This is a genomic window from Deltaproteobacteria bacterium, assembly GCA_019309045.1.
GTDB lineage: Bacteria > Desulfobacterota > Syntrophobacteria > BM002 > BM002 > JAFDGZ01.
Map to the genome: position 1 here is coordinate 1 of JAFDGZ010000047.1, position 24,377 is coordinate 24,377.

A 24,377-nucleotide genomic window follows, 5' to 3' on the forward strand; every position below is an offset into this window, starting at 1 on the left:
ATTCGACAGCAAACGATTATTAGGGGACTCGCCGTCCCCTAAAAACCCCTGCTTTAAAATGATGCCATTCATCCCACAAGCAAGCTTATGGGATTTCTGGCATATCTGGTTAAATTGCATGTTAAAAACATGCTATAGATAACTACAAACGACTACAAACAAGAACCGATCGGGGGAAGAACAAATGACAGTCAGAGAGCTGCAGAAAATGGCCAGGGAAATGGGTGTGAAGACTTCAGGGTTGAAAAAAGCAGATCTCATCAGAACTATTCAGACAGCAGAAGGAAACTTTGACTGCTTTGGTACTGCAGGCGACTTCTGTGATCAAGTGAACTGTCTGTTTCGGTCTGATTGTCTGCGTCCCCGAAACAGCTAGCATAAAGGAGGAATGTATGGCGAGAATTCTGCTAGTGGATGACGAAGAACATATTCGTCAGTACTATTCTATGGAGCTATCCGAGGAAGGCCATGAGGTATCTTCCACAGCCACGGGGCACAACTTGTTGGCAAGGATAGAGCATTTCAAGCCGGAAGTGGTACTTCTGGACATCCGACTTGTGGATTACGACGGCCTGGAGCTGCTTCAGGAGATCCGCAGGCGCCACTATGACCTGCCGGTCATTCTGTGTACTGCCTACGATACCTACAAGTACGACGACAAGGCCATGGCAGCAGACTACTATATAGTGAAGTCATTCGACTTGACTAAACTGAAAGTAGCAATTTCCAAAGCCTTAGAAGCAAATCGATCCTTTCAGGCTACCGGAACTCACATTTGACCCAGATTTATTTTTCCCAACTGTTACTGAGCAAGAGATGTGAAGACCTGGGAGTGTTATTGTCTTAGACCGTAATATTTACCAAAACGACGGTGGAGTCGGGACAGATGATTTTTAGGATCTCGGCAAAACTCCTCAGCCGTGATGTCAAGCCAATCACGACAGATCTCACCACTCGTTGCTTCACGTGAAGCGTTCTGGACTGATATAGCCGCAGGTTTCGAAGTCCCATCATGACGCACAAGTCCAGAAAATCGTTCCGCAGCATTGAGGTTCAATGGAGGCCAGTCCCAGACCGAGGGATGATAATCAGACCAGGAATGCCAGAGTGCACCGGCCAAGCCGATCTTAGCAGCCAGGCTGAGCACTTCGGCTACAAATTGGCTTGCCTCTTCGTCGACCGCAAAAATGCCGCTGCCTTTACCGTCAGAATCCAGAGAGGTCTCGTTGCCACTTGCAGGTTTGGTCGATACTCCAAAGTCATTGATGAGCACTGGCTTTGCGGTCAGCCACGCCGTAATTGCTCCAATAAAAGGAGCCAGAGCACTGTCAGGACCGCCGCCAGACCAGGGGGAGGAAGAGGACAGGCCGGCCACTGCAAGAAAGTCCAGGTGAGATGCGGGCGCCAAAACGTCAACCGTCGGATTTTCCTCTAGATCCTTTAAAGATATGCTGAGAGTAATAGCCACTGACTTTGCTCTCTCTCTGAGAGTCTCTGTGAGGGCTTGCAGCCAGATGCGGGCAGCAGACTCATCTGGAGCTCTGCTCCAGATGCCAGGCTGGTTTCCCAGGTCCCAGAAGAGCAGGGCAGGGTGGCCGGCAATTGCGGTGGTCAACTCTTTTATAAAGTAGATCTGGGATTCTATGAGTTCTGGTTCCTCATATGGGTTGCGGGGTCGGTTGTGGCGAATTTTGTCTGCAGAGAATACCGGCAAGTTGTCTTCCGCCTGGGAAGCCAGCAGCATCCAGGGGGGCAGCCAAACCATGCCGCTGCAGTAGCCAGTAAAAAGGCTGACTGTCAATTTCAGCTGATGATCTGCCGCAAGCTCTGCCGCCTTGACCAGCCTATCCAGCATGAGGGTGGAGACTTTTCTGGGGGCGGGCTGGAAGTCTTCCCACAGCAAGTAAATCCTGAGAAGGGAAAGGTTGAGACTGGCCGCTCGGGCAAAATCTTCCTTGATCAGGGCAACGTCGAATCGCCGCCACATGAACATTGCTGTACGTGAAGGCCAGTAATTTGCGCCAACAAGAAATTCTTCTCTACTCATCATGGACGTCCTCTAGATTCATCACAATGTCCAGGCTAGAGTTCCAGTTTCAGAGGCCCCACCTCCTCGATGGTTGCTGGCTGCCATTTTGGTTGATCATCTTTGTCTATGAGCCTGGCGCGCACCCCCTCGAAATAATCATGGTGGGCAAACATGAAGCGCGCCGCTTCAAGATCTGCCTGCAGAACTTCTTCGATAGGGCGACCCTCGTTGTGCCTGAGAAGTTTCAGAGTGAGGACGAGTGCCGTGGGCGACCTTTCCGACAGTCTGAAAAATACGCCCTCGCAAAGAGGAGTCTGAATGCTGCACTGCCGGAGAGAGGTCAACATTTCGACAACAGAGTGTGCTCCGGCAAAGTAGGAAGCCACCCACTCATCCATCTCGGCTTTGGCAGGAATGTGAGGCTCGAGAAAGGGTTCGAGAGCATCGGCAAGCAGCCTGGCTCCTGGTGGTCTTTCTGGGGGGAGTGGTGCGGTATAATCACGCAACAGCTCGAGACACTGGTCAAGGTTGCCTCCTCTTACGAGGTGGGTGGCGAAGCCCACACGTACTGCTTCTGCTCCAACCATTTCATAGCCGGTGAGTCCGAGGTATTCGGGATATCCTGCAGGACATTTTTCGAACATCCAGCCAGTAGCTCCCACGTCTGGAAAAAATCCGATGCGCGTCTCTGGCATGGCCATTCTGGTGCGATCAGTGGCCAGGACAATATCAGCACCGGCTGCCAGCCCAAGACCTGCACCCATGGTTATGCCATCAGCCAGTACCACAACTGGCTTGGGAAAATGGTGCAGCCGCAAGCAAAGGTCGTATTCTTCCTGGAGAATGAGATCCGGCCTCATCACTTTCTTGTCAACAATGGCCTGAGCCAAGGCTTTGATATCTCCACCTGCACAAAAGCCCTTTTCTCCAGCGCCAGAAAAGACAACGAACTGCAAAGAAGCATCTTCTTCAACCTCGTCGAGGCACTGTTGGATAAGCCGGATCATTTCCAGGTTCAGGCTATTCAAGACCCGCGGCCGATTTAGAACAATTTTAACCATTGTTTTTCCACGAAGTACAAAAACCGATGGATCAGTCTGGGTCGTCACTGGCTTCACTCCTGTTCCTTCTCCTGTAAAACAAACCTGCCCCCTTCTGGTCAGGCCTGAGTGCCAGGGCAGGGATGTATCTGTCGTAGACATTGCAGTCCTCTGATGCTATCAATAACAACCATTATCCCGCCTGCAGCCGCGGCTGCAGGTCATGATGTTTTGCCGCCGAATTCTTTCAGGATAGAGCAGAGGTTGAGCAAAGGCAACCCCAACCCTGCCAGCAAGTATATTAGAGGTGCAAGCAGATGAATCCACAGGATTTGCTTTTTTTCAAGCAGTGGTTTGCTGATTATGTGGCTGAATTTCTCACTGCCAACGGGGAACAGAACAAGGCCATCCTTCTCAAACAAGAGCACACTGAAAGAACATGTAGAGAGATCACCCTGCTGGGTGCCGAACTGGGTCTGGACAACTCTTGCCTGCTGGTGGCTGAAACAGCGGCCCTTTTGCACGATGTTGGCCGCTTTCCCCAGTGGGCCAGATACGGCACCTTCATAGACTGCAAGTCCGAAGACCATGCACAGCTTGCCCTGGCTGTGCTGCACAGTCACAAGATTCTGCAGCGAATTCCAGCCAAGGAAGGCCAGGCAATCCTGGAAGCTATTCGTCTCCACAGCAGCAGGCAAATTCCGCACGATTTGCCTGCTCACATTCTGTTTCTGACGAGGTTATTGAGGGATGCAGACAAATTGGATATCTGGAGAATAGTGATTGAGCACGCTTGTGCCAATATGCTGCTGGAGGAGGCTGTCAGCGGTGCTGCTTCCCGGGACAATAGGTGTTCTGCGCCGCTTGTCAGCGATCTTCTCCAGGGGAAGATGCCGGACTTCAATCTGGCAAAGAATCAAGCTGATTTGAAGCTTGTTCGACTCGGCTGGGTCTTCGACCTGAACTTCAACGTTACCTGCCGGCAGGTGCTGCAGAGACTATATGTGGAACGAATCTGCGAGACGCTTCCTCCTGGGGTGGAGGTGAGCCACATTGAGCACACTCTGAGAACCTATCTCGAGGACCGCAGCGCTCAGGAAAGCAAAACAGAGAGTGGTTGCCGGCCCAGATGATCACATCACTTCCGGAGTGCAGTAACCACCTGACTTGTCACGCATAAGAGAGTCCACAACTCCGCGAAACTCGTCAAAGTGGAACGGTTTGGGAATGATCGCATCAAATGGTGAATGCTCGGGCATGGTGCCAAAATCCCAGGCGGTCACCAGAGCCACCCTGACACCGGGCGAGGTCTCCTTGACAATGCGACCAAGTTCCCATCCCGACAGCCGCGCCGTTGACAGGTCAGTGAGGATTAGTTGGAACTGACCATGACGGAACTTTTCGAGTCCTTCCAGACCATCTTGAGCAGTGGTCACCTGGTAGCCCCTGCGGGAAAGAACTGTTTTCAAAAGAGCTAGGGCGTCCTGGTTCTGATCGACGATGAGAATGTGAGCCTGGTGTCCCTGATACGATTGGTTCTCCATGATCCCCCCCTTGTTCTCATAAACAGTCAAAAATGAACAGGGATTACACGAAACCAATTTAGCTGAAATATTTTGAAGAGTCTGTGTTGCATCTACACATGACTCTGACAGCAGATTTCCCAGTACCTTGGACTGCGAAGTTAACCTCTCAGTACCCCAGCAGGCGTAATAAGGGTGTTTTGCACTTTTCTTCATCTCGCAATAGAGTCACTCTCTCGTCTCAATCTCTCTGGCCGACTGATTCCAAGTGAAAAACTTCTGTTACTGCCAGATTTTGGATTTCTCTCAGGCCTCGTCTTTCCAGTTCATCCATGGCATGCAGCTCTTTGATGCGAGCATAAATTCCCGGACTCAGAAAACTTTCTCCATCCCTTGGACGGCGGATGCCGAACTTGACCCTACGGCGTTCTTCGGCGTCCATGTCTTCAATAACTTTCTTTGAGGCCCAGACTGTTCCTCCCCTGGCCAGACTGCACAGTTTAACGGTTTCAAGCAATGATTCACCCATAACAGTGAACTCGAAGGCCAGCGAAGAAGGTACTGTGCCGAGCCATTCGCGGCCGCAATGAACACCTATGTTCATGAAGATAGTATTGCTCCAGGCCTTCTGGTATTTCCACTGCTTGTCAATGGTAGTTGTCAGTCGAACGAGTTCACACGCACACTCCAGGGCCTGCGTGAGGTATTGTCTGGGGGATTCTGGAATGGAAGGGAAAAAGGCCACAATGCCTTCGTGAATAGAACGCCCAGGGGTGCCGCCATGACGCTGAACGCAGTGATGACACATAAGAGTGAGTTGATTGATCAAATCGAAGTACTCCGAAGCAGGCAGGGCTGTTCTGAGGTGGAGAGTCGATTCAATTCTCGCTGCCAGGAGACAGAGGTCGGTCAGAGAGGGAATTCTTTGCGCCAGGACGCTCTTGATCAGTTTTTCCCGCCCCATGAGCAGATTCAGTATTTGTTCGAGCTGCATTGAAGCAGGTGTGTAAAGCAGAAGAGTGCCTTCCCGAAAATCACTCGAAAACAGGGTTCTGTGTAGGATTTTGCCAGTATGGGTTCGCAAAGGAAGACTCTGCTGGGTGATGGGCCGCTCTTGAATACTTTCTGCCTGGTGCCACAACCTTTTGAGCGTGCCGCTATAGTCTCTCTCTGAATCCCTGAAGACAGCCTCAGTAAAATCCTCTTTCAGCTCCCTTTTGGCGATTTTGAGATGAGCTATCACGGCCTCTTGCCAGTTGCTGAATCTTTTCTCCAGTCCATCCTCGAGAAATAATCGGAACAGGTTGCGCTTGGGCGCAGAAGGAATGCGACGTATACGCTTCTTGAAGAGCTCCCTTTCGGCCTTTTCGTTGATCCAGACTATCTCCCACCTTTCATTTACCAGTATGGCAGGGAAAACAATTTGCTCCATGGTGGGGTATATTGCTTCCACTAGAGTGTCCAGCTGCACGGCGCTTTCTTCAGCAACTTGCCTTTTGAAATAGTCGGCTATTTCTCCCATTCGCATTCCTGATGACTTCAATTCCTGGATCTTCAGAATTCGATCCACAACCCAAACAGGAAAGTAACCGATTTTTGTTGGTCCGCCAGGTTCATCAGGTTTGCGTACGGTAGGTGGTGGGATGAGATGGAGGGAGATATAGTTGTTCAGCGTGGCCCGTGATATGCCTGTGCGAGCCAGGATTTCCTTGCTGGAAATGGTCCGAGTGTCAGAAGAACTACCCAAACCGTACCCCTCATATCAACTTAATACAGACGAACAAACGGCGAGTGGTTTATACAGTACATTTTTACTGTCTTTTTGTCAAGAACTTTTTTTATACAGACGAAATTTTTTTAGTCTAGCTATTTAATGTGTTATTACCGCATGTTATGCGCAATAGAGCGCTTGAATTATCTAACTGTCTAATACAAAAACACATGAATAGCTATATTAGCATCTACTGTCTAACTAAAAAAACAGCTATTTAGACAGTACAAATCAATCTACGCCTTGCTTGCCACTGCCTGGCAAGCTGCTCGGCAGTGTAAAATCTTGCAGACAGCTGTGCCTCTTGCACGCCCTTCTTGACAACTGCATGGCCGCAGTTAGAATGCATGACAAGTTCTTTTTCGCACCTTTCCTGGAGGTATACCCTGCCGTGGAGACTAGAGGCCAGTTTGCCAGCCTTTTCCAGTCGCCCTTGTTGAAGGGTCTAATGATGAGGGCTAAAAAGCTGGGACAACCTCTCTATTTGGTGGGCGGCTACCTGCGCAACATTCTTGCTGGCAGGCCTACGACTGAAGTAGATGTAGTTACCACAAATGCAGAAGGCCTTGCTTGTTCTTATGCTGCCGAAGCAGGTGTTCGCCCTGTACGCATTGACCAGAAATTTGGAACCATTCGCTTGCTGGCTGCTTCTGCAGAGCTGCACAGGGAGGTCGATAAGATTGATGTCTCTCCTCTGCGGGGTGTATCGATAACTGAGGACCTCAGACAACGTGACTTTACGGTTAATGCCGTAGCCATTGATCTGCTCATTTGTGATGGTCGTGGTGAGGTAGAGCTGATAGATCCACTCGGCGGTGTGGCTGATATAGAAGCTCGACGACTACGTCTGTGCAGCGCTGAATCATTTGCACAAGACCCCTTGAGAATTCTCAGAGGGTACAGACTCATGGCTACCCAGGGGTTCCTGTTTGATCCGGAAACACATGCTGCAGTACTCGAGCAGCGCCAGGGGTTGAAGAGGATTGCTGTGGAGAGAATCAGAGATGAGCTTTCTCTAATCCTCTCTACAGACAGAACAGCTGATATTTTTCAAATGCTGGATGCAGATGGCGTTTTGCCACTTATCCTGCCAGAATGCGAACCTATGCGGGGTTTGGAGCAGAATGATTACCACCATCTCGATGTCTGGCAGCATAGTTTGGCTGCCCTTAAGGCCCTGGAAACGGTTCTGCATGACCCGACAAGTATTTTGGACCGGTTCGCCACTGAAGCTATGGAGGTCATAGCTGAGCCGATAAGTTCAGATAGAAGGCGGCTAGACCTGTTGAAGCTGGCCACTTTGATTCATGACATCGGCAAGCCTCGGTGCAGGTCGGTGGATGAGTCAAATACGGTGCACTTCTACAGCCATGACAAGGCGGGTATTGCCTTAGCAAGGGACCTTTGCCTACGTCTGCGGTTCAGCAAGGCCGAGACCAGCTTTGTAAGCAAATTGGTTGGCCATCACATGTGGTTGATTCATCTGTTCAGATTAGGCCAACCTTCGAACAAGGCCCTTTCCCGCTTTTTCAGGTTGGGGCCTGAGCTTTTCTGGCCTCTGCTGTTTCTCTTTCTGGGAGATTACCTGGCAACTCTTGGGCCCCGGTCCTGGAGAGGCGATAGAACTCTCCTTCGACAACGATTGCTCGACTGGTTGAATTACTATGAGAGTACCCTGCAGCCAAAAGAAGATGCCCCGCCGCTGGTAAACGGTCGGGATCTGATAAAGCATCTCGGTATAGAACCTGGTCCTGCAGTGGGGAAGTTGCTCGAGCAGTTGTCTGATCTGCAGTGGCGAGGAGAGATCAAGAGCAGAAAAGAGGCCCTCCAAAGAGCTGCAGACCTCTTTGCTGAAATGCAAGAATCTGAGCATGAATCAAGCTGATAAAGCAGCCAAGAGTGGTTGCTGCGTTAGGGCAGGGGAAGCCTGCGGCGACAATGCTACCGTATGCAAAGGAGAAAGAGTATGTTCGCTCCCCAGGAGTTTTTTGATCTGAGCAGCTGGCCGCATCTGGAACTGTTTGCAGAAGACAAACCAGTATGGGAGGTCTTGCGCCTGCTAAAAACGTATATATCTGACCTTCTCAAGCCCAATGTTGCAGAGATTGCCTCCTTGGGCCCAATGCTCGCAAAAACAGTTGTTCTCTACCAGGATGAACTTATTGATAGAGATTTTCAGCTGATTCCCGGTGATGCCACCAAGAAGACTTTCAGGGTTATCCATGGTGGCCGGGAGCTGTCGGGCGCCACAGTTCTGTATGCGGGATGCTGTCTTATGGACAGCAATATCTCCCTGGGGCCAGGGGTGGTTGTAGAACCGGGTGCGCTCATCAAGGGCCCTGCTATCATCGGTGCACATTGTGAAGTGCGTCAGGGTGCTTACCTTCGTGGCCATTGCCTTGTCGGAGACGGTTGTGTGGTGGGGCACACCACCGAAATGAAGCACGCTGTCATGTTGCATGGCGCCAAGGCGGGACATTTCGCTTACATTGGCGACAGCATTCTGGGCAGCAGCACCAACCTGGGAGCAGGAACCAAGCTGGCCAATCTGAAAATAATTGATACTCCAGTGACAGTACGTTTTGCAGGAGAAACGTACGACACTGGTTTGAGAAAATTTGGCGCTATCATCGGAGACAACAGCGAGACCGGCTGCAACTCGGTGACAAACCCGGGCACTTTGCTGGGACCTCGATGCCTTGTCTACCCCGGTGTGTCGGTCAAGAGCGGCTATTATCGGCGTCGTTCCATTATTCGCTGATGAGGCCGCTTGGATGGTCACCCACATCGTTGCCATCAGGCACTGGCTCCAGGTTGGTCCGCAGCACTGCAGCAATGAACGCTTCTGTAATAGACTGGCAGGCAGATAGTTAGCAAAAAACTCTTGAGCGGCTTGCCCGGAAGGTTGCTGCCTTGCACTTGCAGAGGAAAGGGGTTGGATATTTTTCTCAGGCACCCAGCATATATAGGCAACAAGGGGTGTGGCGAAGTGTGTCGGCAATTACCGAATATATAAAGAAGAGGCTAGGGGAGTTGCCAGCATGCAGCAAATCCTCTAGTTCCTATTTGTGAGTTATTCTAGTTGATTATCAAAATTAAGCGTTGACAAACGCTCACTGATCATATACACATAGTCTGAGGGTTGCCGAGCCAGCAACATTATTTTGCGGTCAATGGGCTCGGAGCGTTCCCGGAGGAAGAGGACTAACTTGCCAGGATGGTTTTTGGAGGCATGCATGAACAAGAGTCAGTTGATTGAGCGATTAGCCAAAAAGGAGGGTCTCACTGTTAAGAATGGGGCTGCTGTGGTAAACGTGGTTTTCGAATCCATGTCTGAAGCACTCGCCAGGGGCGACCGCGTCGAAATCAGAGGCTTTGGGAGCTTCAAAGTTAAAGATTATGGCAGCTATCAGGGCCGCAACCCCAAGACCGGCGAGATCATCAAGGTCAAGGAAAAAAAACTTCCTTATTTCAAAGTCGGCAAAGAACTCAAAGAACGGGTAGACAGGTGAAACACCATCCTGGATATTGCTGTACTTTCATTGTTGCCCTGCTTGCCGAAGACGATTTATTTGACACTGCTGGAAAGTAAAGGACCCGCCATAAATTCATCTTGCCTGCACTACCTCTTTTCCAGGCTGTAAATAGCTCGAGCAAAACCAGCCACACAAGCATGAGAAAGTGGCCAGGGGACCGCTGCAAGCAGCTTGTCCACGACAAGGCAGTAGAAAAATGACTGGATCCGGGGATATGGAGAACAGTTTTTGCTTGATCCGTAAGGCATACGAAGAGTTTTACAGGGATCTGAGTCGTCGAGGTGAGTTTCCTTACCGCAGCACCAGAGCAGGCATGTGGGCAACTTCAGACGCTGAGGAAGTTTTCAGGGCATTTCGTTATTTTCAGGTGGAAAAATACCGCCACTTGGCTGACCTGGGCAGCGGGGATGGCAAGGTGGTTTTACTAGCATCACTGTTTACCAGAGCAACCGGCTACGAGATTGATGAAAAACTGCACCATATTGCCTGCCACCTGCAAAAGATTCTTGGCATAGAGCGTGCCACTTTCGTGCAGCAGGATTTTCTTACAGCTGACCTCAGCCGACACGATCTGCTCTACCTTTATCCAGACAAGCCTTTGAGGGCTTTGGAGGACAAACTGCATGGAAGCTGGACCGGTTCTTTGCTGGTGCATGGACCCCACTTCCCGCCGCAGCATTTTCTTGAGGTTGTGCAGGCGCCTTCTGCAATCGGCAAATTCACCCTGTATACCTTTATCGCAAACCGGTGAAGTCATCATGCAGCTTCCGTCCTACTTGCAGTTGTTTCAGTCGGGTGAATTGGCTAGGCGAGTAGAGCAGGCCATGAGACGACTCCGGCAGTGTGACCTCTGTCCGCACAGCTGCGGAGTCAATCGTCTGGAGGGTGAAGTCGGTTTTTGTGCCACCGGCGCCCACCCTGTGGTGAATGACACCATGCCGCATTTTGGTGAGGAAAGCGTCCTGGTGGGTTCCGGAGGCTCTGGGGCCATCTTCTTTTCTCATTGCACAATGGCATGCATCTTCTGCCAGACTCATGACATCAGCCAGAGGGGACAGGGGACCGAGATTGACAGCAGCCGTCTAGCTGAACTCATGCTTCTTCTCCAAAGCGATGGCTGCCACAACATAAATCTCATAACCCCTACACACGTTGTTCCACAAATACTGGCTGCGGTGCAATTGGCAGCAGCTGAGGGATTACACCTGCCTCTGGTATACAATACCAGCAGCTATGAGACTCTGACTACGCTCGAACTTCTGGCAGACGTGGTGGACATCTATCTGGCTGACTTCAAGTTCTGGCACAAGAGCACCGCAAGAGAGCTCTGTGGTGTGGAGGACTATCCAACAGTTGCCCGTGAGGCCCTCAAGAAAATGCAGCAGCAGGTCGGGAACTTGCACCTCGATGACAAAGGGCTGGCCACATCCGGCTTGCTGGTGCGCCATCTGGTGTTGCCAGGCTACCTTAGAGACACAGCAAGAGTCCTCGATTTCATTGCTAGGGAAATTTCAGTCCATACCTATGTAAATCTTATGGGACACTATCGCCCCTGTGGACAAGCCCAGCACCATCCTGTTCTCAATCGCACCCTGCGGGCCAGCGAGTACCATGCTGCCAGACAAAAGGCCCTGGAAGTGGGGTTGCACAGACTGGACCAGACTCATGTGCACCTGTATGAACATTTCTTTTCGCCGGATGAATAAGGAGGACAGCTGTACTGCCTCAGGAGAGTTTGCCTGGATGGCTGTGCGGCTTGCCTTCAAACTTATTGGCAAAGCACCATTGACAGCAGCTTGTCGATTTGATCGAGTAAACGGCGGTAAAGCCCGCCATAACTCTTGCTGCCGTAGCAGTGGATGCAATTGAAAATCTCCTTTTTTACTTTGTTGGTATCTGCACGCACAATCGATGCGCTACGCCCCATGGCGTCACCTTGCAGACATTGGAGCTCGCCTTGCAGTAAAGCCCGCCCTTTCGGGTAAAATTGTTGCCACAAATCGCCCAGAATTCTCAGCTGCTGGCAAAGCTCCCGGGTTACCGCCTTGCCCCCTGGATCAGTAGAGGTTTGGCATCCTTCAAGTTCTCTCAGCAGTCCACGCAGCAACACACAGACGGTGCCGAACTCAGCCCCACGAATGCCTCGTTTCCATTGAAGGAGCCAGGGATTTCTCCAGGACCAAATACCGCATCGTGCTCCAAAGGAGACCAGTTCATCAGCTTGCTGTGCCACCTGTTTGAGTGTGTCAAGACTTTCCTCGTCCACCAGTAAAGTCGGCGTCTCAGTGCGCCTTTTGCTCTCCGCTTGGCAGGCTGAAGTTGCCAGGAGATCATGCCAAAGGTTAAAAAGCGCCAGGTTCCCAGCTTCATCTCCAGGGGTCTCGAGATGGGGGTAAGAGAGCACCACGCGACCCTCTCCATATTGGCCCTCTATGATGGCAGGTTCATCCAGCAACATTTCCGGATTAAGGTTGATCTCGTATTCTCTTTCCAGGGAACTCCAGTCGAGGCCTGCTGCTTCAGCCTGATGCACATTTAGATCTGAAACGCAGAAATCCTTTTCAGGATGACCGTATCGACCAAGAACCGTCAGGTTTTCCTGATCAAGGATATCAAATTGTGAAGGCCACCACACCTGCAAGGGCACTGCCTCGCCTAGTCCCCACCAGAGAGGATGGTTGCTGCTCTGGCGAACCTGTATAGAGCCGCTGAAGTTGGGCAACCGATCCCACATTGCCTTTCGCGCCACGGGCACCAGCCCCAAGCCTTCATCCACTTGCAAGGCCAGGCCAGCACCGCCACAAATGCCGAGATATCCTCCGCCTTTCTGAACAAAACGACGTACCTCCTCCCGACCATCATGACCAAGTGCCTTACTTTTAAGGTGTGCCCAACCGCCGGGAACAATCAGGAGCGAATAGTGGGAAAGGGTGTGCTTTCTTACCTGAGAGGCAGAGAGGAGCTCGAAAAAAAAACCCAGATCTTTCAGAACAGATACTGCAATATACCCCCAGAGAAAAGACTTCTCCATAAGGAGTGCTGCAGGTGTGCGCTTCAGTTCTACAAGATGGTGTCTGTCAGACGCAGAAATAACCACAGGCTCAGTCTCGGTGAGCGATTCTGCCTGCAGCAACGATCCGAAGACCAGGTCTCCGGCAGCCGCCACAGAGTTCGATGGACCTTGCCAGCGGTATACCTTTTCTCCACGGCTCAGAGCAGAATGGGCTGCGCGAATAGCTGCGGCAGTTGAATCTGATCGTGACAAGTGGAGACAGCTCTCGGTCTGACTCATGTAACCTGACAAAAATCCTTTCTAGCTGGAAATATCAAACTTCCTAGATGCCGCGGAGTTCACCACAATCGGGGCAGATCCAGGTAACGGAATTGCCGCTGATACCCCACTGGTTCTCCTGCATGCATCGCAAGCAAATCTGGAAACCGCAAGGGCAGGTCCAGCAGAACTTCTGCTCCTGACGGCAGCAATGGCAGAAATATTTTTCCTTCCTCCACCTTCTCGATTTTCTAGGTTGCTCCATCGTTTCCATTGTGCCATCCATTTTCCTGCCAGGAAACACTCAAAAATCTTGCATACCTTTCTTTCGGTCCGTCTATCTTCCTATTCGGGGATCTTGTGGCGAAGCCCAACCTCGACTGCATGATTTGGGATCAAGATATCTGCCATTTCCTTTACACGCTTGGCACTCTCATAGGCTGCAATAGCATCAGTGTGCACTCCAGGCGCTACCACCGGCCCCACCTTGGGAAAATTTTCAGCATTGCAACAAAAACCGGTAATGATTGCGGTACCTTTTTCTGTACTTACCGCAACAGATTGTCCACCAGGCGTATGTCCGGGAGTAAAGAGAAGCCGAACTCCCGAAATGATTTCCACGTCTCCCTCCACAGGCACCACTTCCGAGTCATTGAGAAGGTCCGAGTAATACCGATGGTCGATAGGGTGGGGCGCCTTAAAAAAATCGAGCTCCGCCTGTTGCACGTAAACTTTGGCATTCTTGCACTTGTAAGTATTCTCACAGTGATCGTTATGAAGATGAGTCTGAATGACGATGTCCACATTTTCAGGCGTGAGGTCCACCTTGCTCAAAGCTTCTTCAAAATTCATAATTGATAAACCGGTCTCCTCAACAGCTCTGGAAGAAATCATGAACTCTTCCATCCCAGTGTCGACCAAAATCTTCTGGTCTCCACCTTCTAGGTAAAAGACGTAAATGGGCAGCCAGATCCGCTTGCCGTATCCACGCTGGTAGGTCATTATTCCCTGGTCCGTTTCATTGATGCCAACTGCCAGGGGATGAATGACATAAATACTCATTTCTATCGGCCTCCGTGCTCAAGGTTTTCAGATGAATCTTTCGTAGAAATTATTCGTTACCCTCTTCTTGCCGTTGCCGCCAACTGGAGTACCACAGACAAAAGTCGTACATCCCCTGATAGCGGTCCACTTCGCGATAGAGCCCCTGAGAGATTTCCATGACCCCTTTTACATACTCCACTGAGTAATCTGTTATGCGCCGTTCGGCGAAATATCTCTCGTGCAGTTCATGACCCGAATCGATGCTCACCTCTTCGCCCTTGGCCTGCTGCTTCAATTTGTACATCGGGGGCTCTTTGGGAAGCATGAAAGGATCCCAGTTGTCATAGCCTTTCTTGATGATGCGCTTCTGCGACCGGGGAGACATGGCCTCAAAAAGTTCTCGCTTTTTCTTTTCCTTCTCAGGTGTGAGCTTTGCCATTGCCTGCTGTCCTGTATACTTTCAGCTTGACCTCTTCTTGTAAGCGTCACTCTAGCCAATCACTACTGTTCAGTATGGTCCCTGCCATATTCGCACGGTTTCAGAATCTCCAATTCATCAGGAGTGGCAGGTCTGACCTTCTCCACTCTTACCTTATAGCGCAATGCCTTGCCGACAAGCGGGTGATTGTAATCGAGGACAACCCGGTCCTGTCGCTTCTCCAGCACGCGATAACTGAAACTCACCAGGTGGTCCGGGTTGATGGCTCTCACCCAGGAGCCTTCTACCAGGTCCCTGCCCTGGGGAAACTCGTCAAAGGTTTTCTCCTGGATAAGAGAGGGATTGTGCTCACCAAAGGCTTCCTCAGGGCTGAGGGTGAACTCGACCTCGTCTCCTTCGCTCAGGTTCTTCAGCTTTTGCTCTAAGGCCGGGAGAATCTGATTATAGCCGGTCACGAATTCCATGTGAGCAAGGCCCTCGCGGGGGTCTCCTTTGACAATCTCACCGTTCTCCAGTTGCACAGTATATTTCAAGCTTACGTAGGTGTTTTGCGGTTGAATATCCACCTCAGTCCTCTCCCTGTTCTGCTGCGCTGCAGCCCAGTTCCGCTGCCAATTCAGGGTTTACCTGAAAACCAAGTTCCAGCGCCTTCTGGCAATGGCTCCTGGCCTTGTCAATGTTTCCAGCTGCATGATAAGCATGCACCAGGTTGTTGTGAGCCAAAACAAAATCAGGCTTCAACTCCAGGGCTTTCAGGTTCTCTCTAATCGCCTGCTGGGGATCACCTTTCAATAAATAGGCCCCACCCAAATTGGCGTGCGCCTCGGCAAGTTTGGGTTCTAGCTCGAGCGCCCTGCGATAGGCAGCCATTCCTTCGTCAATTTTTCCTTGTTGAATCAAGGCAAAGCCAAGATTGCTGTGAGCGAGGGGATGATCCGGATCTATCTCCAGGGCCTTTCTGTTGGCCTCCACACAGGCATCAAGGTTGCCTTTACGCAGATAGATGCCACCTAGGTTGATGTACGCTTCGACCATTTTCGGATTCAAGTTGATGGCATGTTGCAAGGCTGTGATCGCCTCATCGAACTGCCCCCGACGCGCATAAGCGAGACCAATATTATAGTAAAGTGGGGGAGAATATGGCGTTGCGAGCTGCTGCTGCTTCAATTTACGAAAAATGGTATCTTCTGACACATCTTTTTTCTTGTCCATAGGAATGATCTCCATTGGGATGTTCTCTGCGATCGACCTTGTAGAAAGCTGCTTACATCCCAACCTAACCAGCACCATAATTCATGTCAAGGCAGAAAGAACTGGGATATGGGAGGGAACAGGTGGCTTCCGTTGTCACTAGTTGTCAACGGGACCTTCCTGATTCATTACCGTCTCAGCCTTTAAGACTGCCATCTGCTTAACCAACAGCTCAGCAGGTTGCCTGGCACCCAGCTTGCCGTAAATATGTAACGCCTGACGCCAGAATTCCATGGCCTGTTCAGGTTGACCTTTTTGGTGATAAAGTTCACCTATGCCTGTGAGCACGAAGGCGAGTCGATCGGCGACTCGCAACTCCCGGTATAGTTCCAAAGCCTCCCAGAAGTGGTCCATGGCGTGGTCAATTTCATTCAGTCTGCAATGCACAAGAGCCATTTTCTCACTGAAATGGGCGATGCCAAGTTTGTCATTGTAACTACGGCAAATGTGCAGACCTCTAGCAAACATCTCCAGGGCACGTCTTAGTTCTCCATCACCTCGATAAAGGCCGCCCATGCGGTCCATCAAGTTGGCAATAGATTTGTCGTCGTCTAAGTCCTCGTAAAACTCCAGGGCCGCTTGATAGTAAGCAACCGCCTTGGTCGGTTGATTAATATTGGCATAAACGTCGCCAAGGCCGATGGCTGTAAGTGCAAATCCCTCCTGGTTGCCAAGTCTCTGGCATATGGCTTCAGCCTGGTGCAAGTAAGTTTTGGCTTCTTGCCAGTTTTTTCTTCTAAGATGTATGTCACCTATTTTGTAACAAGCATTGGCGACAGCTTCCTCGCTATTTGCTGCCTTGGCGATTTCCAAGTCTTCTAGACTCTGTTTGAGCGACATAGTCTAACCTCGTTTTACTAAGAATTAAACGTTTTTTCCCGTGGCCGCACTTCAAAAATCTCTACCCATCTTTAAAATATATACGCATCCTAAAAAACGGCCAAACCAAATTGCGAAAAAATATCGCATGGCCCACCTCCTGCTTCCAGCGCAAATAGAGGGCAGCACCATGTGGTTACTCTAACTTTTCATATTATTTTTGTGAGCTCTGTCAAGTACCCCGCACTTTTTTCTTCCGAGATCTAGGGCAAATTCCTTGACAGTATAGCTGATCACGTATTATAAGAAGGCGCGGAACAACAGGCTAGATAGACTCATATGAAGAAACACTGACATCCAAAATGGACTTAGCTTAGCCCGCATTTTTCGTGAATCGGCGTCGCGCATCGTGAAAATCCGCACGCCACCATAGCATAGGCGTGAGCGTTATGTGTTGAGTGATACGACGGGATTGGATCTGCGGTGTGGTTGAGCAGTAGGCCGCACACTCCGGAACTGTCCTGAGTTGTTTGAAGCGACATCTAGGACGCTCACACCGGCGCAACAGTCACGCCGAAGCGCAAATCGTTAAATATGCGGTTTAGGACAAGGTGGATAGTATAACATAATGTGATCGGCCTTCTTCTGAAGGAACGGCCGGTGCGTAAAATTTCACTGACAGGAGGTTCATCCATGGCCGACTATTGCATTAATCTCTTCCTGGACGAGGAACAGCAGAAAAAGATTGAAGAGATAGGTTTGGGGGAACACATAAAAGAAATAGAGGGTAAAAAGGCAGTGCAAGTTTCGGTAAGCAAAAAGGAACACAAAAAACTCCTCAAGAGCTTCCCTGATCTCCAGTTCGATGAAGCCAACACTTGTACACTTCCAGATGAGGCCCAGATTACTCTGATGGATGTGATTATGAACCTGAAGAGCTTGGATGTTATGAAGTTGGCAATCATGAAACTCTACAACCCCCTCGCCGGCAAGCCACCCCGCACAAAAGTGAGTTGACGGCAGTACCTAGAATTCTCTGAAATATAGAGTTACATCAGCTGGCTCTCTGTGCTTTACTCACGACTCGGTAGCATTATTAATTTTTTGTTGACAAAAGGAGATCTGGAGACTATAGAAGAATTAAGTGAATAGTTTCACTAGAAAACTGACTCCTTAGGAGGAGGAAACAATGAGCGAGGAAGCAAAAAAGGCGATTTTGGACTTCATGGCAAAGAAAAAGGGGAAGACCAAACACTATTTCAATGAACTCTGCAAAGCTGTACCCGAAATGAAGATGCGCCAGGCCAAAAAGGTAATAAATGAAATGGTAAATGAGGGGAAACTGAAATACTGGTCAAGTGGCAGCACCACCATGTACATGTTGCCCGGCGAACATGATCTAGAGGACGAGGAAAAGGGAATGTAGTCTTTCAGGTCTTTCAGGAATGTAGAGATACTGCACCACTCGAAAGATATCTCGTGAGAGTACCGCAGCTTCGCTTCCAGCGGTTGTGTCTTTACTAGGATCACCACCCGCCTGGTAGCCTGTTCCTCAAAAAGACGTTTATAAAATGGATCGGGAAGGAAAGTTCGTAATGTGCTTCAATGAAAAGCGAAAAGGCCGGAAATAGGGCATTACTACGCGTTAGACAAACCCGATTAAATCCGCTAAAGACAATCTACTGTAAATGCCAGAGGGCACTTATATCAGCACTATTTTTTCGCTAAATCCCGTGAAAAAGAACCTTAAGGTTGTTTTTCCATTGCTGGCAATCCATGAGGAAAACCTTTTAGTTGACAAATTTCGCTTAGAAGTTTATAGCATTTACAAGTTAGCGAGTGAAGGGATTCACGAATTGCCGGACGGCGTGGATGGTTTCCATGTTGTGCGTATCTTTTCACAATCTCGAATAAGTATTGTGCGCATCAGTCCACAACCCAGCATAAGCGGGTAGGTGAGTCGGCCTGTGTACACTATAAGGGATCTCAAAACACCGGAGAGGAGGTGAGACTTTCTTAAAGAGAGAAATGCAAGCTGCCAGGTAAAAATCGAATTCCAACTGATTCTGTAAGTTCTGTTAAGGAGGTAATCGGAATGGCATTAACACACAAGACCCCTATGCTTGATGAGCTCGAAAAGGGGCACTGGCCAAGCTTCATCTCGGACATCAAGCAAATTGCTGAGAGAAAGCCTGCATGTGACGACCTCTTGGGAGTTATGGAAAAGTCCTATGAGGACAAGGAAGGGCACTGGAAGCACGGTGGTATCGTGGGTGTGCTAGGTTATGGCGGTGGGGTCATCGGTCGTTATTGTGACCGTCCCGACCTTTTTCCCAATGTGGCACATTTCCACACCCTCCGTGTTAACCAGCCTGCAAGCAAGTTTTATAGCACCGAGCATTTGCGGAAAGTTTGCGACATGTGGGAGAAACACGGCAGCGGCCTTACCAACATGCACGGTTCCACGGGAGATATCATCTTGCTCGGCACCACCACCGATGAACTGGAACCCACTTTTTATGAACTGACACACACTTTGAACATGGATCTCGGCGGTTCCGGCTCCAACTTACGCACCCCGAGTTGCTGCCTGGGTAAAGCCCGTTGTGAGTGGTCCTGCCTCGACACCCAGGATATCACTTATAACCTCACTCAAGAATATCAGGATGAACTCCACCGTCCCATGTTCCCGTACAAGTTCAAGTTCAAGACCTCCGGCTGCCCCAATGACTGCGTGGCTGCCATTGCCCGGGCTGACTGCTCCATCATTGGCACCTGGCGGGATGATATCCGCATCGATCAGGAAGCGGTCCGGGCTTATGCTGCCGGCGAACTCGTACCCAACGCAGGCTCCCACGGCACTGAGCCAAGGCCTCTTGACATCCAGAAAGAAGTCATCGATCTTTGCCCGACCAAATGTATGGCCTGGGATGGCAAGAACCTGAAGATCTGGAACGAGGAATGCACCCGTTGTATGCACTGTATCAATGTCATGCCTAGAGCGTTGCGGCCTGGGACCGACGTGGGTGCCACTATCCTGTGCGGTGCTAAAGCTCCCATCCTGGAAGGTGCGCAACTTTCGAGTGTGATCATTCCCTTCATGCGCATGGAATCCCCCTACGATGAGTTCAAAGAATTCGTCGAAAAGATGTGGGATTGGTGGATGGAACTTGGCAGAAACCGCGAGCGCTTGGGTGAGCTCATCCAGCGCCTAGGACTGAGGGAATTCCTCAAGGCGGTAGAGCTGGAGCCTGATCCGCGCATGATTAACACACCGCGGTACAACCCTTACATTTTCTATGCACGAGAAGATGTGCCTGGCGGTTGGGAGATCGATGCCAAAGCATACCGCGAACGCCATCAGCCTTAGGAGGTGAACACTATGGCTTTTGATCCGAACGATTTGATGAAAGACCGAATCACTGATATTGGGCCTCCGCACTTTGAACAGTTTTTCCCACCGATAATAAAGGAAAACTACGGCAAATGGATCTATCACGAAATTCTTGAACCTGGGGTTCTCGTCCATGTCTCGGAAACCGGCGCGGAAGTCTATACTGTGCGGACTGGTGGCTGCCGACTCATGAGTGTGGATATGATCCGGGAGATCTGTGATATTGCCGACAAACATTGCGGTGGCTATGTGCGCTGGACCACCAGGAACAATGTGGAGTTCATGGTAGACAGTAAGGACAAACTACAGCCGCTTATCGATGATTTGAAAAGTCGCAAATTTCCTGCAGGCAGCAACAAGTTCCCTATTGGCGGCACCGGTGCTGGCATAACCAACATCGTTCACACCCAGGGTTGGCTCCACTGCCACACCCCTGCCATCGACGCCTCGGGTATAGTCAAGTCGGTGTTGGATGAACTTTATGATGACTTCTGCTCCATGCGGCTGCCGGCCCAGGTACGGATCTCTCTGGCGTGTTGCCTCAATATGTGTGGCGCTGTCCACTGTTCTGACATTGCCATCCTCGGAGTCCACAGAAAACCGCCTTTCGTTGAGCACGAGAGGGTGAGCAAAGTATGCGAGATTCCCCTTGCCATCGCAGCTTGCCCCACTGCGGCTATCAAACCCGCTAAAGTGGAAGGCATGAAGTCTGTAGTGGTAAACAATGATCGCTGCATGTTCTGCGGCAACTGCTACACCATGTGCCCGGCCATGCCTCTAGCTAATGCCGAGGGTGACGGCGTTGCCCTCTGGGTGGGTGGCAAGGTGTCCAATGCCCGTTGTGCACCCAAGTTTTCCAAATTGGCAGTGCCATACATCCCCAATGAGCCACCGCGCTGGCCCACTGTGGTGAAAGACATCAAGAAAATAGTCGAAGTATATGCCAGTGATGCCAACAAGTATGAGCGGATCGGTGAGTGGATTGAAAGAATTGGCTGGGAAAGGTTCTTCGAGAGGACCGAGCTGGAATTCCGGCACGAGCATATTGACGACTATCGGTTGGCAATGACCACCTGGCGAACCACGACGCAGTTCAAGTGGTAGGAAGCCCTGGCAGGAACCATATGGACAACAAGGTACCCCGCGTGGTGATCGCTGCACTGCGCGGGGGTTCGGGAAAAACTACCCTGTCTTTAGGTTTGATCGCCTCATGGCGGCAAAGGGCAGGGGATATCGTTCCTTTCAAAAAGGGGCCAGACTATATTGATGCCGGCTGGCTGGCGCTGGCTGCTGGTAGGCCCTGCTACAACCTTGATCCTTACATGATGAACGGGGAGCAGATCCTCGACTCCTTCGCCCACCGCAGTTTCGGCTCATACGGGGCGGTAATTGAGGGGAATCGGGGCCTGTTCGATGGCATGGATGAAGCGGGAAGTTGTAGCACTGCTGAAGTGGCAAAGCTGCTGCAAGCACCAGTACTGTTGGTGGTGGACGGCACAAAAATTACCCGAACTGCCGCTGCTCTAGTACTCGGGTGCCTGAAGCTGGATCCTCATCTTTCCATCAGAGGGGTAATACTTAATCGAGTAGCTGGCAGCCGACATGAGCGGATGCTGCGCTCCACCATAGAGCATTACGCTGGCGTACCTGTGGTCGGTGCCATCCCAAGGCTCCGGGATAATGCCTTCCCTGAACGCCACATGGGTCTTATGACTGCACTGGAGCATCCAGATGCCAGAGAGGCCATACTAGCCAGAATTCATGTGGTTGAACGATATCTTGATGTGGAGAGGGTCATTGGCTTCGCTGGAGAGGCGCCAATGCTCGAGCAGCCCCGGTCGGTGAGCTGGAAACAGTCGAGGACAGTTGCCTGTCGACAGCCTGTCATTGGGGTGATTGCAGACTCGGCTTTCCAATTTTACTACCCCGAAAACCTCGAAGCTCTGCAAAGATGTGGAGCTAGGGTAATCAGAATCAGCGCCTTGCAGGATCGCTCAGTTCCAAAACTGGATGCACTCTATGTGGGTGGAGGATTTCCCGAAACGCACGCAGCGCAACTTGCTGCTAACAGTGGATTCCGCAAGTCTCTCAAAAAGGTGGTACACAGCGGACTCCCTGTGTATGCCGAGTGCGGCGGTCTCATGTACCTGGGAAGAAAGCTCCATTTGGAGGGGAAAACATATCCAATGGTGGATGTCCTCCCCATGGATTTTGAACTCAGGAAACGGCCGCAGGCACATGGCTATACCGAGATGGAGGTGATTGCACCTAATCCTTTTTATCCAGTAGGAATTACTTTGAAGGGGCATGAATTTCATTATTCTCGCGTGATTCATGCTGATCCCAACAAATTCTCCCTGGTTTTCCGCATGAGAAGGGGTACAGGAATTCTAGACGAAATGGATGGAGTGTGCTATAAGAATGTCCTGGCAACCTATTCGCATGTGCATGCCGTCGGTTCGCCAGAGTGGGCCGAAGGCTTAGTGCAAAAAGCATTGGCATTCCAGCAGCACCGTATTACCAGGGAAGCAAAGAAAAACGGGAGAGAGGATGAGTCGACGAGAGTTTTCTCGTCGGCAGAGGTCCCAACTTATCAGAATCTCAGGAGGTGAATTTCATGGCAACTGTGGAACATGCAGGAAAGACATTCGAAATTGACGAGGATGGATTCATAGATTCCTTTGACAATTGGTGCCCTGAGTGGGTGGACTTTGTAAAGAGCTCAGAGGGGATCCAGGAACTCACCGAAGAGCACTGGAAGGTCATCCACGTTTTGCAGGACTATTACAAGAAGCACGGCATTGCTCCTATGGTGCGAATCTTGACCAAGGTAACCGGCTACAAACTGAAGTACATCTACGAGCTCTTTCCCTCTGGACCTGGAAAGGGCGCCTGTAAGATGGCTGGTCTACCAAAACCAACCGGCTGCGTCTAAGCAAGTTCTTTTTTGCGCTAGATCAGTTGGGCGGAGTGGGTTGAATCCCATTCCGAAGAAGGATATTAGTTTGTCTGTGCTAGGAGGGGTCGGACAGTGTCTGGCCCTTTTTTTTGGCAGCACAGGCGGATCGCCGGAACTTGTGTCTGATAAGATATATTATGTAAACTTTAATAAATCAGCATCTCTTCACACCCCCAGCCCCGGGGGAGACCCCTTCACTAGCGCTGAGAACCATTTTACCACTCGAAAAGCGGCGCGTCCCTGCTCACACTTGGCAGAGTTATATCCCACAAGTCAAGACTTGCAGCGTTTATTCAACTCGGCACAGCTCGGCTACACTGAGATGAAAAATTGATCCCCGCTTTTCACAGTTATAATATGGTTATCTGATTTCTTTAGATATAATAAATTATCTGGATGTGCTGAGTTTTCAGTTGCAATTTTGTCTCTTCAGCGGCTTCACATTATGAAAGGATCCACATGAGCGAAAAAGTCAATGACCATGAACTGGAAGCCAGAATCAAAGCTCGCGGCAGGAGTTTTTTTGCCAGTATTCGCGGTGAGACTCCCTCCATCTTTAACAAGGGATGGTGGACCGGCAAAGTAATGGACTGGTGCATGAAGAACGAGCATTTCAAAGTGCAGCTCTTTCGCTTCGTGGATGTTCTTCCCTACCTGACAACCACGGAATCCCTCGGCAGACACATTGAAGAGTACTTTGCCGCCCAGGACCAGGAGCTTCCTGCAGTGCTCAAATGGGGCGCTCGAGGATTTGGCAGCGGCATCACCACCAGGATGCTGGCCAGAACTATTCGCAGCAATATCGAAAGCATGGCCAAACAATTTATCGTTGGTGAAAACATTCCTGCCGCACTCAAGACGATCGACAAGCTGCGCCGGGAGGGTTTCGCCTTCAGCGTCGACATCCTTGGCGAGGCCACGGTCAGCAAGGCGGAAGCCCTGCACTACCTGCAACAATATCTCGCTCTCCTGAGCGCCCTGGGAGAACAACAGCATAACTGGATTCCTCTGGAAGGCCGCGATTCTTACCTGGACTGGGGGCATGCCCCTAAAGTCAATATCTCAGTCAAGCCCACCAGCCTTTACTCTCAGACCAGGCCCGCAGATTTCGCCGGTTCGGTTGAGGGCATCTATCAACGGTTGAGCCCGGTAGTGGCAAGAGCCATGGAGATTGGTGGTTCTGTGTGCATAGACATGGAACAGTTTCGTTACAAGGATATCACCCTCGAGGTCTACCGACGTCTTCGCTCGGCGCCTCAGTTCAGAGATTTTCCCTACCTTGCTGTTGTACTGCAGAGTTA

Annotated in this window: 25 protein-coding genes; 15 read left to right on the plus strand and 10 right to left on the minus strand. The window is 50.6% G+C overall.

Translation table 11 applies throughout. The annotated features are described in order from the left end of the window. The first annotated feature begins 184 nt into the window (after positions 1-184). Positions 185-376, plus strand: a complete 192-nt coding sequence (locus JRI89_11090) for a Rho termination factor N-terminal domain-containing protein (GenBank protein MBW2071786.1) — start codon at positions 185-187, stop codon at positions 374-376. Positions 377-392: 16 nt separating this feature from the next. After that, positions 393-779, plus strand: a complete 387-nt coding sequence (locus tag JRI89_11095) for a response regulator (GenBank protein MBW2071787.1) — start codon at positions 393-395, stop codon at positions 777-779. A gap of 56 nt (positions 780-835) precedes the next feature. Here JRI89_11095 and JRI89_11100 read toward each other — a convergent pair whose 3' ends face one another. Both JRI89_11100 and JRI89_11105 read right to left on the minus strand, forming a co-directional pair. Continuing rightward, positions 836-2,050 carry a hypothetical protein gene (locus JRI89_11100; protein MBW2071788.1) on the minus strand — a complete coding sequence of 405 codons (1,215 nt, stop codon included), beginning with the start codon at positions 2,048-2,050 and terminating at the stop codon, positions 836-838. 32 nt (positions 2,051-2,082) lie between these two features. Next, on the minus strand, positions 2,083-3,138 hold the full coding sequence (locus JRI89_11105) for an enoyl-CoA hydratase/isomerase family protein (protein MBW2071789.1): 1,056 nt from the start codon (positions 3,136-3,138) through the stop codon (positions 2,083-2,085). A 248-nt stretch (positions 3,139-3,386) separates the two neighbouring features. Here JRI89_11105 and JRI89_11110 point away from each other — a divergent pair, with 248 nt between their 5' ends. Further along, positions 3,387-4,202 carry an HD domain-containing protein gene (locus tag JRI89_11110; GenBank protein ID MBW2071790.1) on the plus strand — a complete coding sequence of 272 codons (816 nt, stop codon included), beginning with the start codon at positions 3,387-3,389 and terminating at the stop codon, positions 4,200-4,202. Here JRI89_11110 and JRI89_11115 read toward each other — a convergent pair whose 3' ends face one another. After that, the gene (locus JRI89_11115) at positions 4,203-4,613 is read right to left on the minus strand and encodes a response regulator (protein MBW2071791.1); all 411 of its coding nucleotides are present in this window, start codon (positions 4,611-4,613) and stop codon (positions 4,203-4,205) included. A 220-nt stretch (positions 4,614-4,833) separates the two neighbouring features. Continuing rightward, positions 4,834-6,339: a hypothetical protein gene (locus JRI89_11120; GenBank protein ID MBW2071792.1), complete on the minus strand. Its 1,506-nt coding sequence runs from the start codon at positions 6,337-6,339 to the stop codon at positions 4,834-4,836. A 352-nt stretch (positions 6,340-6,691) separates the two neighbouring features. On the opposite strand from JRI89_11120, the gene JRI89_11125 reads away from it, so the two are divergent. The 5 genes from JRI89_11125 to JRI89_11145 all read left to right on the plus strand — a co-directional run bounded on the left by JRI89_11125 (position 6,692) and on the right by JRI89_11145 (position 11,605). After that, positions 6,692-8,248: an HD domain-containing protein gene (locus JRI89_11125; GenBank protein ID MBW2071793.1), complete on the plus strand. Its 1,557-nt coding sequence runs from the start codon at positions 6,692-6,694 to the stop codon at positions 8,246-8,248. 81 nt (positions 8,249-8,329) lie between these two features. Beyond that, positions 8,330-9,124 (plus strand): glucose-1-phosphate thymidylyltransferase, encoded by a 795-nt coding sequence (locus tag JRI89_11130; protein MBW2071794.1) that lies wholly within the window; start codon positions 8,330-8,332, stop codon positions 9,122-9,124. A 475-nt stretch (positions 9,125-9,599) separates the two neighbouring features. Beyond that, positions 9,600-9,875, plus strand: a complete 276-nt coding sequence (locus tag JRI89_11135; GenBank protein ID MBW2071795.1) for an integration host factor subunit beta — start codon at positions 9,600-9,602, stop codon at positions 9,873-9,875. 256 nt (positions 9,876-10,131) lie between these two features. After that, positions 10,132-10,650 (plus strand): hypothetical protein, encoded by a 519-nt coding sequence (locus JRI89_11140; protein MBW2071796.1) that lies wholly within the window; start codon positions 10,132-10,134, stop codon positions 10,648-10,650. A gap of 7 nt (positions 10,651-10,657) precedes the next feature. Beyond that, positions 10,658-11,605, plus strand: coding sequence for a radical SAM protein (locus JRI89_11145; GenBank protein MBW2071797.1), 948 nt, complete (start codon positions 10,658-10,660; stop codon positions 11,603-11,605). A gap of 62 nt (positions 11,606-11,667) precedes the next feature. On the opposite strand, the gene JRI89_11150 is transcribed toward JRI89_11145, so the two are convergent. The 6 genes from JRI89_11150 to JRI89_11175 form a co-directional block, all read right to left on the minus strand. Further along, positions 11,668-13,164: a hypothetical protein gene (locus JRI89_11150; protein MBW2071798.1), complete on the minus strand. Its 1,497-nt coding sequence runs from the start codon at positions 13,162-13,164 to the stop codon at positions 11,668-11,670. A gap of 351 nt (positions 13,165-13,515) precedes the next feature. Beyond that, positions 13,516-14,232, minus strand: a complete 717-nt coding sequence (locus JRI89_11155) for an N-acyl homoserine lactonase family protein (protein ID MBW2071799.1) — start codon at positions 14,230-14,232, stop codon at positions 13,516-13,518. 49 nt (positions 14,233-14,281) lie between these two features. After that, positions 14,282-14,653, minus strand: a complete 372-nt coding sequence (locus tag JRI89_11160) for a hypothetical protein (GenBank protein MBW2071800.1) — start codon at positions 14,651-14,653, stop codon at positions 14,282-14,284. 62 nt (positions 14,654-14,715) lie between these two features. Further along, positions 14,716-15,219: a peptidylprolyl isomerase gene (locus tag JRI89_11165; GenBank protein MBW2071801.1), complete on the minus strand. Its 504-nt coding sequence runs from the start codon at positions 15,217-15,219 to the stop codon at positions 14,716-14,718. Position 15,220: 1 nt separating this feature from the next. Next, positions 15,221-15,865 (minus strand): tetratricopeptide repeat protein, encoded by a 645-nt coding sequence (locus JRI89_11170; GenBank protein ID MBW2071802.1) that lies wholly within the window; start codon positions 15,863-15,865, stop codon positions 15,221-15,223. A gap of 138 nt (positions 15,866-16,003) precedes the next feature. After that, on the minus strand, positions 16,004-16,744 hold the full coding sequence (locus JRI89_11175) for a tetratricopeptide repeat protein (GenBank protein MBW2071803.1): 741 nt from the start codon (positions 16,742-16,744) through the stop codon (positions 16,004-16,006). 672 nt (positions 16,745-17,416) lie between these two features. On the opposite strand from JRI89_11175, the gene JRI89_11180 reads away from it, so the two are divergent. The 7 genes from JRI89_11180 to JRI89_11210 all read left to right on the plus strand — a co-directional run. Further along, complete coding sequence (locus JRI89_11180) at positions 17,417-17,740, plus strand: hypothetical protein (GenBank protein ID MBW2071804.1); 324 nt, start codon at positions 17,417-17,419, stop codon at positions 17,738-17,740. A gap of 172 nt (positions 17,741-17,912) precedes the next feature. Continuing rightward, complete coding sequence (locus JRI89_11185; GenBank protein MBW2071805.1) at positions 17,913-18,149, plus strand: dissimilatory sulfite reductase D family protein; 237 nt, start codon at positions 17,913-17,915, stop codon at positions 18,147-18,149. Between the two features lie 669 nt (positions 18,150-18,818). Next, positions 18,819-20,093 carry a dissimilatory-type sulfite reductase subunit alpha gene (gene dsrA, locus JRI89_11190; GenBank protein ID MBW2071806.1) on the plus strand — a complete coding sequence of 425 codons (1,275 nt, stop codon included), beginning with the start codon at positions 18,819-18,821 and terminating at the stop codon, positions 20,091-20,093. Between the two features lie 12 nt (positions 20,094-20,105). Continuing rightward, a complete protein-coding gene (gene dsrB / locus JRI89_11195) occupies positions 20,106-21,221 on the plus strand; it encodes a dissimilatory-type sulfite reductase subunit beta (protein ID MBW2071807.1) in 1,116 nt (371 codons plus the stop codon). A gap of 20 nt (positions 21,222-21,241) precedes the next feature. Then, positions 21,242-22,729: a hydrogenobyrinic acid a,c-diamide synthase (glutamine-hydrolyzing) gene (cobB, locus tag JRI89_11200; GenBank protein ID MBW2071808.1), complete on the plus strand. Its 1,488-nt coding sequence runs from the start codon at positions 21,242-21,244 to the stop codon at positions 22,727-22,729. A 5-nt stretch (positions 22,730-22,734) separates the two neighbouring features. After that, positions 22,735-23,052 carry a TusE/DsrC/DsvC family sulfur relay protein gene (locus tag JRI89_11205; protein ID MBW2071809.1) on the plus strand — a complete coding sequence of 106 codons (318 nt, stop codon included), beginning with the start codon at positions 22,735-22,737 and terminating at the stop codon, positions 23,050-23,052. A 483-nt stretch (positions 23,053-23,535) separates the two neighbouring features. Beyond that, a partial coding sequence (locus tag JRI89_11210; GenBank protein ID MBW2071810.1) for a proline dehydrogenase family protein occupies positions 23,536-24,377 on the plus strand: 842 nt, incomplete at its 3' end.

What these genes read in the sequence shown, in the direction of transcription:
- JRI89_11155 (MBW2071799.1), bottom strand. Translation starts at nt 14,232, where the DNA reads ATGAGTATTTATGTCATTCATCCCCTGGCAGTTGGCATCAATGAAACG.
- JRI89_11090 (MBW2071786.1), top strand. Translation starts at nt 185, where the DNA reads ATGACAGTCAGAGAGCTGCAGAAAATGGCCAGGGAAATGGGTGTGAAG.
- cobB (MBW2071808.1), top strand. Translation starts at nt 21,242, where the DNA reads ATGGACAACAAGGTACCCCGCGTGGTGATCGCTGCACTGCGCGGGGGT.
- JRI89_11125 (MBW2071793.1), top strand. Translation starts at nt 6,692, where the DNA reads ATGGCCGCAGTTAGAATGCATGACAAGTTCTTTTTCGCACCTTTCCTG.
- JRI89_11110 (MBW2071790.1), top strand. Translation starts at nt 3,387, where the DNA reads ATGAATCCACAGGATTTGCTTTTTTTCAAGCAGTGGTTTGCTGATTAT.
- JRI89_11160 (MBW2071800.1), bottom strand. Translation starts at nt 14,653, where the DNA reads ATGGCAAAGCTCACACCTGAGAAGGAAAAGAAAAAGCGAGAACTTTTT.
- dsrB (MBW2071807.1), top strand. Translation starts at nt 20,106, where the DNA reads ATGGCTTTTGATCCGAACGATTTGATGAAAGACCGAATCACTGATATT.
- JRI89_11100 (MBW2071788.1), bottom strand. Translation starts at nt 2,050, where the DNA reads ATGATGAGTAGAGAAGAATTTCTTGTTGGCGCAAATTACTGGCCTTCA.
- JRI89_11205 (MBW2071809.1), top strand. Translation starts at nt 22,735, where the DNA reads ATGGCAACTGTGGAACATGCAGGAAAGACATTCGAAATTGACGAGGAT.
- dsrA (MBW2071806.1), top strand. Translation starts at nt 18,819, where the DNA reads ATGGCATTAACACACAAGACCCCTATGCTTGATGAGCTCGAAAAGGGG.
- JRI89_11115 (MBW2071791.1), bottom strand. Translation starts at nt 4,613, where the DNA reads ATGGAGAACCAATCGTATCAGGGACACCAGGCTCACATTCTCATCGTC.
- JRI89_11180 (MBW2071804.1), top strand. Translation starts at nt 17,417, where the DNA reads ATGGCCGACTATTGCATTAATCTCTTCCTGGACGAGGAACAGCAGAAA.
- JRI89_11185 (MBW2071805.1), top strand. Translation starts at nt 17,913, where the DNA reads ATGAGCGAGGAAGCAAAAAAGGCGATTTTGGACTTCATGGCAAAGAAA.
- JRI89_11170 (MBW2071802.1), bottom strand. Translation starts at nt 15,865, where the DNA reads ATGGACAAGAAAAAAGATGTGTCAGAAGATACCATTTTTCGTAAATTG.
- JRI89_11145 (MBW2071797.1), top strand. Translation starts at nt 10,658, where the DNA reads ATGCAGCTTCCGTCCTACTTGCAGTTGTTTCAGTCGGGTGAATTGGCT.
- JRI89_11135 (MBW2071795.1), top strand. Translation starts at nt 9,600, where the DNA reads ATGAACAAGAGTCAGTTGATTGAGCGATTAGCCAAAAAGGAGGGTCTC.
- JRI89_11175 (MBW2071803.1), bottom strand. Translation starts at nt 16,744, where the DNA reads ATGTCGCTCAAACAGAGTCTAGAAGACTTGGAAATCGCCAAGGCAGCA.
- JRI89_11095 (MBW2071787.1), top strand. Translation starts at nt 393, where the DNA reads ATGGCGAGAATTCTGCTAGTGGATGACGAAGAACATATTCGTCAGTAC.
- JRI89_11130 (MBW2071794.1), top strand. Translation starts at nt 8,330, where the DNA reads ATGTTCGCTCCCCAGGAGTTTTTTGATCTGAGCAGCTGGCCGCATCTG.